The organism is Thermodesulfovibrio thiophilus DSM 17215 (assembly GCF_000423865.1).
Taxonomy (GTDB): Bacteria; Nitrospirota; Thermodesulfovibrionia; order Thermodesulfovibrionales; family Thermodesulfovibrionaceae; genus Thermodesulfovibrio; species Thermodesulfovibrio thiophilus.
Map to the genome: position 1 here is coordinate 24,012 of NZ_AUIU01000018.1, position 11,639 is coordinate 35,650.

General features: G+C 34.8%; 15 protein-coding genes and 1 riboswitch. Of the genes, 8 read left to right on the forward strand and 7 right to left on the reverse strand.

The features are described from left to right. Positions 1-65 precede the first annotated feature (65 nt). Both G581_RS11305 and G581_RS0109100 read left to right on the forward strand, forming a co-directional pair. Entirely contained in the window at positions 66-806 is a 741-nt protein-coding gene (locus G581_RS11305) for a segregation and condensation protein A (RefSeq protein WP_051179174.1), read from the forward strand. Then, a complete protein-coding gene (locus tag G581_RS0109100) occupies positions 784-1,263 on the forward strand; it encodes a metallophosphoesterase (protein WP_028845543.1) in 480 nt (159 codons plus the stop codon). Before G581_RS11305 ends, G581_RS0109100 begins: the two co-directional genes overlap by 23 nt. On the opposite strand, the gene G581_RS0109105 is transcribed toward G581_RS0109100, so the two are convergent. Next, positions 1,237-2,172, reverse strand: a complete 936-nt coding sequence (locus G581_RS0109105) for a radical SAM protein (RefSeq protein WP_028845544.1) — start codon at positions 2,170-2,172, stop codon at positions 1,237-1,239. The two genes, G581_RS0109100 and G581_RS0109105, sit on opposite strands and share 27 nt — an antisense overlap. 274 nt (positions 2,173-2,446) lie before the next feature. Between G581_RS0109105 and G581_RS11310 the strand changes: the two genes are divergently transcribed. Continuing rightward, positions 2,447-3,427 carry an NAD(P)-binding domain-containing protein gene (locus G581_RS11310; RefSeq protein WP_051179176.1) on the forward strand — a complete coding sequence of 327 codons (981 nt, stop codon included), beginning with the start codon at positions 2,447-2,449 and terminating at the stop codon, positions 3,425-3,427. Here the strand turns inward: G581_RS11310 and thiC are convergent. From thiC to thiS, 4 genes are read right to left on the reverse strand one after another with little or no spacing between them, the layout of a single operon-like run. Continuing rightward, complete coding sequence (gene thiC, locus G581_RS0109115; protein ID WP_204365495.1) at positions 3,399-4,685, reverse strand: phosphomethylpyrimidine synthase ThiC; 1,287 nt, start codon at positions 4,683-4,685, stop codon at positions 3,399-3,401. The two genes, G581_RS11310 and thiC, sit on opposite strands and share 29 nt — an antisense overlap. Then, positions 4,682-5,296: a thiamine phosphate synthase gene (gene thiE, locus G581_RS0109120; RefSeq protein ID WP_028845546.1), complete on the reverse strand. Its 615-nt coding sequence runs from the start codon at positions 5,294-5,296 to the stop codon at positions 4,682-4,684. The genes thiC and thiE overlap by 4 nt, the downstream gene beginning before the upstream one ends. Further along, a complete protein-coding gene (locus G581_RS0109125; RefSeq protein ID WP_028845547.1) occupies positions 5,293-6,066 on the reverse strand; it encodes a thiazole synthase in 774 nt (257 codons plus the stop codon). Before G581_RS0109125 ends, thiE begins: the two co-directional genes overlap by 4 nt. A 1-nt stretch (position 6,067) precedes the next feature. Then, complete coding sequence (gene thiS / locus G581_RS0109130; protein ID WP_239639058.1) at positions 6,068-6,271, reverse strand: sulfur carrier protein ThiS; 204 nt, start codon at positions 6,269-6,271, stop codon at positions 6,068-6,070. A gap of 55 nt (positions 6,272-6,326) precedes the next feature. After that, a riboswitch (TPP riboswitch) is annotated at positions 6,327-6,432 on the reverse strand. A gap of 119 nt (positions 6,433-6,551) precedes the next feature. Between thiS and rd the strand changes: the two genes are divergently transcribed. After that, entirely contained in the window at positions 6,552-6,713 is a 162-nt protein-coding gene (gene rd, locus G581_RS0109135; protein ID WP_028845549.1) for a rubredoxin, read from the forward strand. A gap of 15 nt (positions 6,714-6,728) precedes the next feature. After that, positions 6,729-7,217: a ferritin family protein gene (locus tag G581_RS11315; protein ID WP_051179178.1), complete on the forward strand. Its 489-nt coding sequence runs from the start codon at positions 6,729-6,731 to the stop codon at positions 7,215-7,217. A gap of 26 nt (positions 7,218-7,243) precedes the next feature. Here the strand turns inward: G581_RS11315 and dapB are convergent, their stop codons facing one another. Together dapB and yacG are read right to left on the reverse strand one after the other, a co-directional pair. After that, on the reverse strand, positions 7,244-8,047 hold the full coding sequence (dapB, locus tag G581_RS0109145) for a 4-hydroxy-tetrahydrodipicolinate reductase (protein ID WP_028845550.1): 804 nt from the start codon (positions 8,045-8,047) through the stop codon (positions 7,244-7,246). After that, the gene (gene yacG, locus G581_RS11955; RefSeq protein ID WP_083962693.1) at positions 8,001-8,219 is read right to left on the reverse strand and encodes a DNA gyrase inhibitor YacG; all 219 of its coding nucleotides are present in this window, start codon (positions 8,217-8,219) and stop codon (positions 8,001-8,003) included. The genes dapB and yacG overlap by 47 nt, the downstream gene beginning before the upstream one ends. 59 nt (positions 8,220-8,278) lie before the next feature. Here yacG and G581_RS0109150 point away from each other — a divergent pair, with 59 nt between their 5' ends. Genes G581_RS0109150 through G581_RS0109160 form a run of 3 tightly spaced genes read left to right on the forward strand, consistent with a single transcriptional unit; the run spans position 8,279 to position 11,612 of the window. Continuing rightward, positions 8,279-10,033 (forward strand): adenosylcobalamin-dependent ribonucleoside-diphosphate reductase, encoded by a 1,755-nt coding sequence (locus G581_RS0109150; RefSeq protein ID WP_028845551.1) that lies wholly within the window; start codon positions 8,279-8,281, stop codon positions 10,031-10,033. After that, positions 10,030-10,872, forward strand: coding sequence for an ABC transporter ATP-binding protein (locus G581_RS0109155; protein ID WP_028845552.1), 843 nt, complete (start codon positions 10,030-10,032; stop codon positions 10,870-10,872). Before G581_RS0109150 ends, G581_RS0109155 begins: the two co-directional genes overlap by 4 nt. Then, complete coding sequence (locus tag G581_RS0109160) at positions 10,869-11,612, forward strand: ABC transporter permease (protein WP_028845553.1); 744 nt, start codon at positions 10,869-10,871, stop codon at positions 11,610-11,612. The genes G581_RS0109155 and G581_RS0109160 overlap by 4 nt, the downstream gene beginning before the upstream one ends. Positions 11,613-11,639: the final 27 nt, after the last annotated feature.

An 11,639-nucleotide genomic window follows, 5' to 3' on the forward strand; every position in this document is an offset into this window, starting at 1 on the left:
TTAATAAAATTTATATGTGTTATAACATAACAAGTTATGTATGCTAAAATTTTAATTAAGATACAATGTTCATAAACCAATCAGAGATATTGAATAACCATATACTTCAGGTGGCTTTACCTGTATTTGAAGGACCTCTTGATTTGCTTTTTTATCTGATAAAGCAAAATAAAATTGATATTTATGATATTCCGATAGCTCTTATCACCAAGCAGTATCTTGCATATCTTGATATTATGAAAGAACTTGACATTAATATTGCCTCAGAGTTTCTTCTTATGGCATCCACTCTGATTTATATTAAATCAAAAATGTTGCTTCCCAAACCAGAGCAACAAGATGATGAAGATGATCCCAGGCAGGAGCTTGTTGATCAATTAATCGAATACCAGCAGTTTAAAGAAGCATCGAAAGCTCTAAAAGAACGTTATAATGTATGGTCAAAAGCCTATCCAAGAAAAACCTCGAATGAAGAAGAGTTTTCAATTCAGGAACTCAGCATATTTGACCTATTAACAGCCATTAAAAAAATTTTTGACAAACCTGCGCCAAAGATATATATTCCACAGGAAACTGTCAGGGTTGAAGAAAAAATTGAGGAAATTCTGAATGTATTGAATTTAAAAAAATCAGTTGTTTTTGATGAACTCTTCAATCCAGGAGTTACAAAGCTTGAAATTATAGTAACATTTCTCGCATTACTGGAGCTGTTAAGACTCAAGATTGTTAAAGCTTATCAGGAAAAACCTTTTGGTGGAATCTTAATAAATATGGAGGATAACAATGAAAGCAGGAGTTATATCTGACACACATGACAATATGGAAAATATAAGGAAAGCTTTAAAAATTTTCAATGAAAACAGTGTAAAAGCAATACTTCACGGTGGAGATTTTGTTTCTCCGTTCACATGGCGAGTTTTTAAGAATTTTGATGGTGAGTTTTACGGAGTGTTTGGAAACAATGATGGAGACAGAGTTCTTTTAAAAAAAATGTATGGAGACAGAATTCAGCCTCAGATAAGAATGATTGAAATCGAAGGAAGGAAAATCGCGTTGATGCATGAACCTCAGATGATTGATGCACTTGCTCAATCAGGTAATTTTGATATTGTCATTTATGGGCATACTCATGAGGTTGATATTCACAAAATAAACAATACATTGATTATAAATCCTGGAGAGGCATGTGGCTGGCTTTATGGAAAAGCAACAGTGGTGCTTTTAAATCTTGATGACTTAAAGCCAGAGTTGATCGCTCTTTAAATAGAGCCAACAGTCAATTCTTGTTAGTCCATATTTAAGAGCAATCCTGATTGCATCATCAAACTCTTTTTTTGTGATTCTTCTATTGAGTTCAGGATATTCATCAGCCTGCCAGCATGGTCTGTACTGATTCATTATGTTTATGTAAGTATTTTTGGAAATTTTTGAAATAAAATTTAAAACATCCTCTGTGCCTGCTATATTGTTCGGTAAAACAAGATGCCTTACAATTAACCCACGAATTGCAACTCCATCTTGATTGATAATCAAGTCACCAACCTGTCTGTGCATCTCTATCAATGCCTGTTTTGCAATTTCTACATAGTTTTTAATCTTCGAGTATTTTTCTGCAAGACTGCTGTCTCCATATTTAAAATCAGGCATATAAATATCAATTATTCCATCAAGATTTTTCAAGCTTTCAATAGCTTCATATCCTCCAGAGTTATAAACAATTGGAATTTTTAAACCTTTTTCTCTTGCAATATAAAGTGATTTAAGTATTTGAGGAATCTGATGGGTTGGAGTAACGAGGTTTACATTGTGGCAGCCTGAATTCTGAAGATAAAGCATAATAGAAGCAAGATCTTCATAAGAGACCTCTTCACCCTCTCCAAGATGGCTTATTGTCCAGTTTTGGCAGTATACGCAGGCTAAATTACAGAAGCCAAAAAAGATTGTTCCAGAGCCATATTGTCCAACAAGAGGAGCTTCCTCTCCAAAATGTGGTCCCCAACTTGAAATATATGCTTTATCAAGCACCCTACAGGCTCCTCTTTTACCAGCTGTTCTATCAACACCGCAGTTTCTTGGACAGAGACCGCATTTTCTGATTATGTCAAAAAAATATTCGATCTTTTTTTTAAACTCATTATCTGAAAATTTAAGGTATGCAGGAATAAATTCCATAAAGTTATATTAGCATATCCTTAAGCTACCAATAGAATGCAGATTACATCCTGAATAAAATTTTCAGGATAAAAACATCATTAAATTTGAAAGCTGTTTTCCTTTAAAATAAAATTTCTTTGAAATAGTTTTAAGTTATACATTGTCAAACCTCTTATCTTTTTACGGTTATCCATTCTTTTCAATTATACGAAAACAATTCTTTTTAAAGAGTATTTTTGAGGGAGGTTCACAGTTTGTAAAGAAATGAAGTTTATCAGTATAATAAAAACTTATGAGAAGATTATTAGTTGCTATAATTGGTGCAGGTCCTGCAGGCATTGCTGCTGCAGTTGAATTAAAAGCAGCTGGGATAAAAGATGTTGCTATTTTTGAAAAAGCAGGTCATTTTTGTTCTACTATAAGGAGGCTCTATCCTGAAGGCAAAAGGGTGGATAAATATTACAAAGGCATCAATATCAATTCAGAAGGAGTTTGTTCGTTTGAAACAGAAACAAAGGAACAATTTCTTGAAAGAATGGCAAGATACATTAATGATTATCAGATAGAAATCAATTACAATATAGAGATCAATGGATTAGAAAGGCGTGAAAATTTTTATATTATCAAAGCAGGAACATATCCAGTTGCTGAAGCTTATGTTGTTATTATTGCTACAGGTGTTTTTGATAGACCAAAAAAGCCACCGTATCCAATTCCTGAAGAAATAAAAAATAGAATTTTTTTTGAAATTCCGAAAGAATTACCAGAGGATGAAAAAATATTGATTGTGGGCGGGGGAAATACAGCTGCTGAATTAGCATGTATTTTAGCAGGAAAGTGTGATGTATATTTATCTTATCGAAGACCTGAATTTTTTAGAATTAATGAAGAAAACCTCAAAGAGCTTGAACAAAGAAAAGATTATATAACTTTTTTTATGGGTACGGAAATAAAAGGATTAGAACCTGCAAATGATGCAGTAAGAGTTGTTTTCAACAATGGGCATACTGAGGTATTTTCGAAAGTTTTTTACTGTCTGGGTGGCAGCACTCCAAAAAACTTTCTTGAGAAAATGGGAGTTCGTATTAAAGATTCTTTACCTGAAATTGACGAATTTGGAGAAACCAATCTTGAAAGAGTATTTCTTGTCGGTGATGTAGCTGTAAAAAGAGGAAGCATACTCTATGCATTTCATATGGCTCATATATCAGTAAGAAGAATTATAGAAAAATATTTAAAAAACTTTACTCGACAGCCTGTCTGGAAATCTTAATAGCACAAAATTCTCCACACATACTACATACCTGCTCATCCTTAACAGGAGGCCTTTCCTCACGCATTGCCTTTACTTTGTCAGGATTAAAACATAATGAGATCTGTCCCTGCCAGTCAAAGTTTCTTCTACAATCAGCCATTTTTTTGTCTCTTTCCCATGCTTTTGGATTTCCCTTGGCAAGATCCGCAGCATGTGCAGCTATCTTTGAAGCAATCACTCCCTCTTTCACATCTTCTTTATCAGGAAGTCTTATGTGTTCAGAAGGTGTGACATAGCAGAGAAAATCTGCACCATAATAACCAGCAATCGCGCCTCCAATTGCCGCTGCAATATGGTCATATCCCATGGCACAATCTGTAACAAGAGGACCAAGAACATAAAATGGAGACTCTTTGCAGATATGTTTCTGAAGTTTGATATTTGTCTCAACATGATTGAGTGGAAGATGCCCAGGTCCTTCAATAATACATTGAACACCTTCTGATACTGCAATATCTTTCAGTTTTCCTATTGTTATGAGTTCAAGGATTTGATATTTGTCTGTAGCATCAGCCAGACATCCAGGTCTCATTCCATCGCCAAGACTAAGAGTCAAATCATATTTTTTTGCAATATCAATGAGTCTATCAAAATATTCATATAATGGATTTTCTCTTTCATTCCGACAAATCCAGTCGGCAAGTATTGAACCACCTCTGCTTACAATTGGTAAAACTCTATGTCCCTTTTTAAGCATTTCAACTATTTTCATTGTTACGCCACAGTGAACAGTTATGAAATCAACACCATCCATTGCATGCTGTTCAATTACCTCAAATATATCATCAACTGTCATTTTAACAATGCTCCCATATTTTTCAATTGCTCTGACAGCAACTTCATAAATTGGAACAGTGCCCAGACTTACAGGAGAATGTTCAATAATCGATTTCCTCATCTCTTTTAGAGGCCCTCCTGTTGACAGGTCCATAACAGCATCAGCTCCGTATTTAACTGAAATCTGAAGTTTTTCAAGCTCCTCTTTAATATCAGTTTTATCTTTTGATGTGCCTATGTTTGCATTTATTTTTGTTCTTAATCCTTTTCCTATCCCAAGAGGCTTTATATTTCTTTCTTTATTCCTTGTTATTACAGCCTTTCCTGAAACAATAAGCTCTGCCAGAGCATCTGGTGAAATATCCTCTTCCATTGCCACCTGTTTCATCTCTTCAGTTATAATGCCTTTTTTGGCTAATTGTATTCTTGTCATGGTTATTCTCCTAAAATTTTTAAATATTGTTTAACAGCTTCTTCGATATTTGATTGAGCAAGAATGCCGCTTATCAATGCAACTCCATCACAGTGTGAAAAAACAGTTTTCATATTATCATGTTTGATTCCTCCAACTGCGAAAACAGGGCATCTGACTTTTGATTTAACTTTTTTTAAGATTTCAACTCCGAGAGGTTCACCATATTGAGACTTTGAAGGAGTGTAAAAAACCGGACCAAAAGTTATAAAATCAGCCCATTCCGAGGATTCGATAGCTTCTTTAAGTGAGTGAGTTGAAACGCCTATTAAAAATTTATCTTTCCAAACTTTTTTTACAATATCCGGAGGTAATCCATTCTGTGGGAGATGCACTCCATCTGCCTCAACTGCCATAGCAACATCAACCCTGTCATTTATAAAAAATAAAGCATCATTTCGCCTCGTAATCTCCCTTAATTTTTTGGCAAGAAAATAAAACTCTCTGGTGGTCATGTCTTTTTCTCTCAATTGGAAAGCTTTTATGCCTGTTTTTAAAGCAGTGTCAACAGCATTAAGAAAGGACTCTTCTGATGAAAAAAGCTTTCTGTCACTTATAAGATAGAATTTAAAGTTCATGTGAGCATTCCTTCAAGTGGTGAACTGGCAGAAGCATATAGTTTTTTAGGAATCCTTCCGGATTTATAAGCAAGTCTGCCTGCAATCCAGGCATGTTTTAGAGCTTCTGCCATCATTACTGGATTTTTAGCTCCAGCAATTGCAGTATTTACTAACACCGCATCACAACCAAGCTCCATTGCTATTGCAACATCCGAGGCAGTTCCAACTCCTGCATCAACTATTACAGGCAAATTAACTGTTTCAAGAATTATTTTAATATTATATGGGTTTCTTATACCCAGTCCTGAGCCTATTGGAGCACCCAGTGGCATAACTGCTGCTGCTCCAGCATCTGCAAGGCGTTTTGCAGTTATCGGGTCATCGTTTGTGTAGGGGAATACTATAAATCCTTCTTTGGCAAGAATTTCTGTTGCCTTAAGCAGTCCGCATACATCCGGAAATAGTGTTTTGTCGTCTCCTATAACTTCAAGTTTTACCATATCTGAAACTCCTGCTTCTCGAGCCAATCTGGCATATCTTAAAGCTTCTTCTACAGTGTAACATCCTGCTGTATTTGGAAGAATTTTATATTTCCTTGGATCAATGTAGTCAAGCAAATTTTCCTTTGAACGATCAATAATATTTACTCTTCTAACTGCAACTGTTACAACATCGGCTCCAGATGCTTCAATAGCAAGAGTAGTTTCCTCAAAACTTTTATATTTGCCAGTGCCAACCCAGAGCCTTGAGTTAAACTCAATGCCTCTGATTATGAGTTTATCATCCATTTTATCCTCCTCCTCCTACAAAGTTAACGATTTCTATTGAATCGCCATCTTTTATTGTAAATTCATTGAAACGTTCTTTTTTAACAATTTCCAAATTAACCTCAACAACGACCCTATCTGGATCTATCTGAAGTTCAGAAAGAAGTTCAGCAATTGTACTTGCAGAAACATTCATAAGCACACCATTAACTTTAACATTTATCATATCAATCCCCTTAAAATAAAAAACCTCTATCCCATCTGGAATAGAGGCTGGTTTCTATCTGTCTGTTCCTATTCCCTACGCCGGTATTATCCGGGTCAGGTTCAAGGGGTCTTCCCTTAATGGAAACTCTCAGGTCTTACCGACCTCCCCCACGGACTACTTGATTTTATAACTTTATCAATAAACCTGTCAACTAAGTCTAAATTCCGTCCTTTGACTTATAAAAAAGGAATAAATTAAAATAATTTTTAAATAATTTCATTTAGCAGGAGGATTAGTTATGAAAAAGTACAAATGTAGTGTATGTGGCTATGTTTATGATCCGGCACAGGGAGATCCTGATAATGGGATAGCGCCTGGAACAGCTTTTGAAAATTTGCCTGATACATGGAGTTGTCCCGTCTGTGGTGCAACAAAAGATATGTTTGAACCAGAGGAGTAATATAGGAGGTTAGTGATGAAATCAGTAGAACTTGCTTTAAAGATGGAGACAGATGCAGTAAAATTTTATACTGAGGCTGCAGAAAAAGTTTCTCATCCAGTTGGAAAGAAGATGTTTCTCTCTATTGCTGAAGATGAAAAGAATCATATAAAAATGATTGAAGAAGTGCTGAAAGGGCTTGAATTAACATACATAGAAGCTAATCCCGTGAAAACAATGAAAACAATTTTTGAAGAAATGAAAGACAACTTAATGGAAAGAATTCAGGCTCAAACAGATGATCTTGAAGCCTTCAAAATAGCCATGGAAATGGAAAAAGAAGGAGTTGAGTTTTATAAAAAAGTCTTTAATGAAGTTAATACTGAAAAAGAGAAAAAACTTTTTGAAAGATTAATATACGAAGAGGAACAACATTATAAAATTTTCTCTGAAACTTATAACTTTATGAAAGATACCGGAAACTGGTTTATGTGGAAGGAGTTTTCAATTGTTGAGGGCGGATAAATAAAAAGGAGGGTTTCCCCTCCTTTTTATTTAATACCTAATACATCTGCCATATCATAAAGTCCAGCAGATTTGTTAGTAAGCCAGATTACAGCTCTTAAAGCACCTCTTGCAAAGGTATCCCTGCTTGATGCTTTATGAGTAATTTCTATCCTCTCTCCAAGTCCTCCAAATAGAACGGTATGTTCACCAACAATATCTCCTGCTCTGACTGTCTGAATACCAATCTCATGTTTTGTTCTTTCACCAATCATGCCTTTTCTCGCATATACTGCAACATCATCAAGGTTTCTATTCAGAGCTTCAGCAATAATTTTTGCCATTTTGATTGCTGTTCCACTTGGTGCATCCTTTTTCATCCTGTGATGAGCCTCTACAATTTCAATATCATAATCATCGCCAAGTACTTTTGCTACATCTTTTAAAATTTTGAATAAAAGATTCACACCAATACTCATATTGGGAGATAACACAACTGGAATATCTCTTGCACATTCCTGAATAAGAGCAATCTGCTGGTTATTCAATCCTGTAGTGCCAATAACCATTGATTTTTTAAATTTTTTTGCTACCTGGACATATTCTACTGTTGCTTCGGGATTTGTGAAATTAACAAATATGTCAGTTTCATCAACAACTTTATTAATGTCATCAACAATGGTAACACCTATTTGCCCAATGCCTGCCATTACTCCTGCATCAACTCCTACATTTGGATTTGTTTTTGACTCAACTGCTCCAACCAGTCTTATATCAGAATAATCTTTTGAAAGAGCAATAATTCTACTGCCCATTCTTCCTGCTGCACCGCATACTGTCAGCTTTATCATCGTCTTCCTCCTGCGTATTTATATTTTCATCTACTTCTTCAGTTTTGATTGAATAGTATTCATGAAACCAGTTCCAAAGGTCAATTATTTTGCAATTTTTAGAGCAAAAAGGTCTCCATGGATTAGCTTTTATATCAACTGCTTTATTACAAACAGGGCATTTAGCTTTCATGATTAAATTTTAATGCTTCATATCCTTAAGATGCAACTTATATATGATACACTATATAAATGGAGCTTACAGAAAGAGCTAAAATAGTTCTTAAAATAAGATATTTACGTAAAGATGAACAGGGCAACATAATTGAAACTCCAGCAGAACTTTTTTATAGAGTTGCAAGTTATGTTGCAAAAGCTGAAGAGTTTTATAAACAAAATCCATCAGAATGGACTGAGAAATATTATAATCTCATCAGTTCCTTGAGATTTTTACCTAACTCTCCCGCATTAATGAATGCTGGAAAGCAAAAAGCTCAACTTGCAGCATGTTTTGTTTTGCCTGTTAAAGACTCAATCGAGCAAATATTTAAAACTCTTAAAGATGCTGCATTAATACTTCAGAGTGGTGGTGGAACAGGCTTTAACTTTTCTCATCTGAGACCCAAAGGAGATATTGTTCGTTCTACAGGTGGCGTAGCAAGTGGTCCTGTTTCATTTATGAAAATATTTGATAAAGCTTCTGATGTTATTAAACAGGGAGGAGCAAGGCGTGGGGCTAATATGGGAATTCTCAGAGTTGACCATCCTGACATCATGGAATTCATAAGATTAAAGAAATTTGAAAGTCTTAACAACTTCAATATTTCAGTTGCTATTACAGATACTTTTATGGAAGCTCTTCTGAAAGATGACTATTATCCATTAATAAATCCCAGAAACAGAGAAATTGTAAAAAAAGTTAAAGCAAAGGACGTTTTTAATGAACTTGTGGAGTCCGCATGGGAGACAGGAGATCCAGGTGTAATTTTTCTTGATACCATTAACAGATACAATCCAACTCCTCACATTGGTGAGATTGAAAGCACAAATCCATGCGGAGAACAGCCACTTCTTCCTTACGAAGCCTGCATTCTTGGATCCATTAATCTGTCAAACTATATAAAAAAAGAAACATTTGATTTTCAACTACTTGAGCACGATGTGAAGCTTGCCACACGCTTTCTTGATGACGCCATAGATGTTACTCATTATCCTGTGCCTGAGGTTGAAAAAATGCATAAAGGCAACAGAAAAATCGGACTTGGTATAATGGGTTGGGCAGACTGCCTTGTTAGACTTGGAATTCCTTATAATCATAAAAAAGCTTTTGAAATGGCTGAAAAACTGATGAAATTTATCCATGACAAATCTCACGAAGCATCTAAAGAACTCGCTGAAAAACGTGGAGTTTTCCCAAATTTTAAAGGTTCTATATGGGACAAAATCGGAACTCCATTAAGGAATGCAACCACAACAACAATCGCTCCAACAGGAACAATTTCAATTATTGCAGACTGCTCAAGTGGAATAGAACCATATTTTTTACTTGCCTACAAGCATAGAATTCTTGATACAGAGTTTGAAATAATAAATCAATATCTTATTGACATAGCAAAAAAAGAAGGATTCTATAGTGAAAATTTCATAAATGCAATCAGACAGAAAGGAGTTTTAAGAGGGATTCCCTTCATCCCTCTTAAAATTAAAAAAATTTTTAAAACAGCCCTTGAGATTACTCCAGAACAGCACATTGAAATGCAGTCAGCATTTCAGAAATATACTGACAATGCAGTATCAAAAACAATAAATTTACCGCAGAGGACAAAAAAAGAGGAAGTTGCAAAAATATTTATCCTCGCTTATAAAAAAGGGCTCAAAGGAGTAACTATTTTCAGATATGGTTCAAAAAGTGGAACACTTCTTAAGGTAAGTGATGCTCATCTGACAGAATGCTGCGAAGTCAGAGGAAGAAGACCAAAGATAACCAGGTTTCATGATGTTGTATGATAAAACTTGAAAATATTTCAAAAAGCTATGGAAAGCTGAAAGCAGTTCAGGAACTGAACCTGGAAATTAAAAAAGGTGAGATATTCGGGCTTCTTGGACCAAATGGAGCAGGGAAAACAACAACTGTAAAGATTCTTACCACTCTTACAAGGCCTGATTCAGGTAAATGTTTTATTGATGGAATAGATGTTATTAATACTCCTCAGGAGATAAAGAGCATTATAGGAGTGGTGCCGCAGGAAAACAATCTTGAGCGTGAACTTACTGTGTATGAAAATCTTTTAATCTATGGAATGCTTCACAGGGTTAAAGATTTAAAACTAAAAATCAATGAAAGAATTGAATCTATGAAAATTGCTGATAAAAAACAATCCATTGTTTCAACTCTTTCAGGAGGACTACAGAGAAGAACACTTGTTGCAAGAGCGTTACTGCCAGAACCAAAAGTTTTATTTCTTGATGAGCCATCAATTGGTCTTGACCCTCAAATTAGAAGAGAGCTTTGGCAAATAATTAGAAAGATAAAATTTGAGGGCAAAACGGTATTTTTAACAACCCATTACATTGAAGAAGCAGAAGCACTATGTGACAGAGTTGGCATCCTATCGCATGGTAAACTTATAGCACTTGGCAGTCCATCAGAATTAAAAAGAAATGTCGGAGAGTATGTAGTTGAATTTTTTAATATAAATGGTGAAATAGTAAGTGAAGTCTGCTACAGCAAAGAACAGGCTTATGAAATAGCCAGACAAAAAAGTGATGGAGTAACAATAAGAAAGTCTAATCTCGAAGATGTTTTTGTAAAATTAACCGGAGAAAGAATTAAAAAAAACCCATGAACGGATGGTATCCTGTTTTTCTCAAAGAGATGCTCCAGTTTAAAAGAAAGCTTTTAAGACTCGGTTATATTTTTTCTGCTATGATGGCTCCTATAATCTATTTTGTAACTTTTGGGCTTGGACTTGGAAGAACAGTGAGATTAACTGAAGGAACGGATTATTTAACTTTTCTGCTTCCAGGTCTTGTTGCAATGAGTTCAATGAACAACTCTTATTCATGGGTTGCAAGTTCATTAAATTTAAGCAGAATTTATTTTAAAACATTTCAGGTACTGGTTCAATCACCAATAAATCCTTTTTCAATCATGATTGGAGAGGTTCTTGCAGGAATGGTGAAAGGACTTTTCGCATCACTACTTATCATTGCTATTGGATTGGTTGTTCCTTCAAACTTTTCAATAAATTTTATTTTTGTCATCACTTTGCTTCTTAATTGTTTCATGTTTGCTTCTCTTGGTGTAATAACAGGCATGATAACAAAATCTCATGAAGATACTGCAACATACTCAAACTTTTTTATAATGCCAATGGCTTTCTTTAGCGGAACTTTTTTTTCAATCGATAGAATTCCCGCATTTTTTAAACCGATCATCTATATAATGCCTCTTACTTATACAAATATTTTAATAAGAAAACAACATATTGATTCAGAAACAATTCTGTTTTTCGGTATTGTTATTTTTTATTGTCTTGTGTTTTTCATTATCGGTTCAGCTCTGATGAAAAACTATAGTGAATAAAAACTGTCACACATTTTTTGAAGTTAA

Coding starts and splice junctions, on each gene's coding strand:
- G581_RS0109100 (WP_028845543.1), top strand. CDS start 784: ATGAAAGCAGGAGTTATATCTGACACACATGACAATATGGAAAATATA.
- G581_RS0109125 (WP_028845547.1), bottom strand. CDS start 6,066: ATGGATGATAAACTCATAATCAGAGGCATTGAGTTTAACTCAAGGCTC.
- G581_RS0109105 (WP_028845544.1), bottom strand. CDS start 2,172: ATGGAATTTATTCCTGCATACCTTAAATTTTCAGATAATGAGTTTAAA.
- yacG (WP_083962693.1), bottom strand. CDS start 8,219: ATGAAAGCTAAATGCCCTGTTTGTAATAAAGCAGTTGATATAAAAGCT.
- thiS (WP_239639058.1), bottom strand. CDS start 6,271: ATGATAAATGTTAAAGTTAATGGTGTGCTTATGAATGTTTCTGCAAGT.
- G581_RS11310 (WP_051179176.1), top strand. CDS start 2,447: ATGAGAAGATTATTAGTTGCTATAATTGGTGCAGGTCCTGCAGGCATT.
- G581_RS0109160 (WP_028845553.1), top strand. CDS start 10,869: ATGAACGGATGGTATCCTGTTTTTCTCAAAGAGATGCTCCAGTTTAAA.
- dapB (WP_028845550.1), bottom strand. CDS start 8,047: ATGATAAAGCTGACAGTATGCGGTGCAGCAGGAAGAATGGGCAGTAGA.
- G581_RS0109155 (WP_028845552.1), top strand. CDS start 10,030: ATGATAAAACTTGAAAATATTTCAAAAAGCTATGGAAAGCTGAAAGCA.
- thiE (WP_028845546.1), bottom strand. CDS start 5,296: ATGAACTTTAAATTCTATCTTATAAGTGACAGAAAGCTTTTTTCATCA.
- G581_RS11315 (WP_051179178.1), top strand. CDS start 6,729: ATGAAATCAGTAGAACTTGCTTTAAAGATGGAGACAGATGCAGTAAAA.
- rd (WP_028845549.1), top strand. CDS start 6,552: ATGAAAAAGTACAAATGTAGTGTATGTGGCTATGTTTATGATCCGGCA.
- G581_RS0109150 (WP_028845551.1), top strand. CDS start 8,279: ATGGAGCTTACAGAAAGAGCTAAAATAGTTCTTAAAATAAGATATTTA.
- G581_RS11305 (WP_051179174.1), top strand. CDS start 66: ATGTTCATAAACCAATCAGAGATATTGAATAACCATATACTTCAGGTG.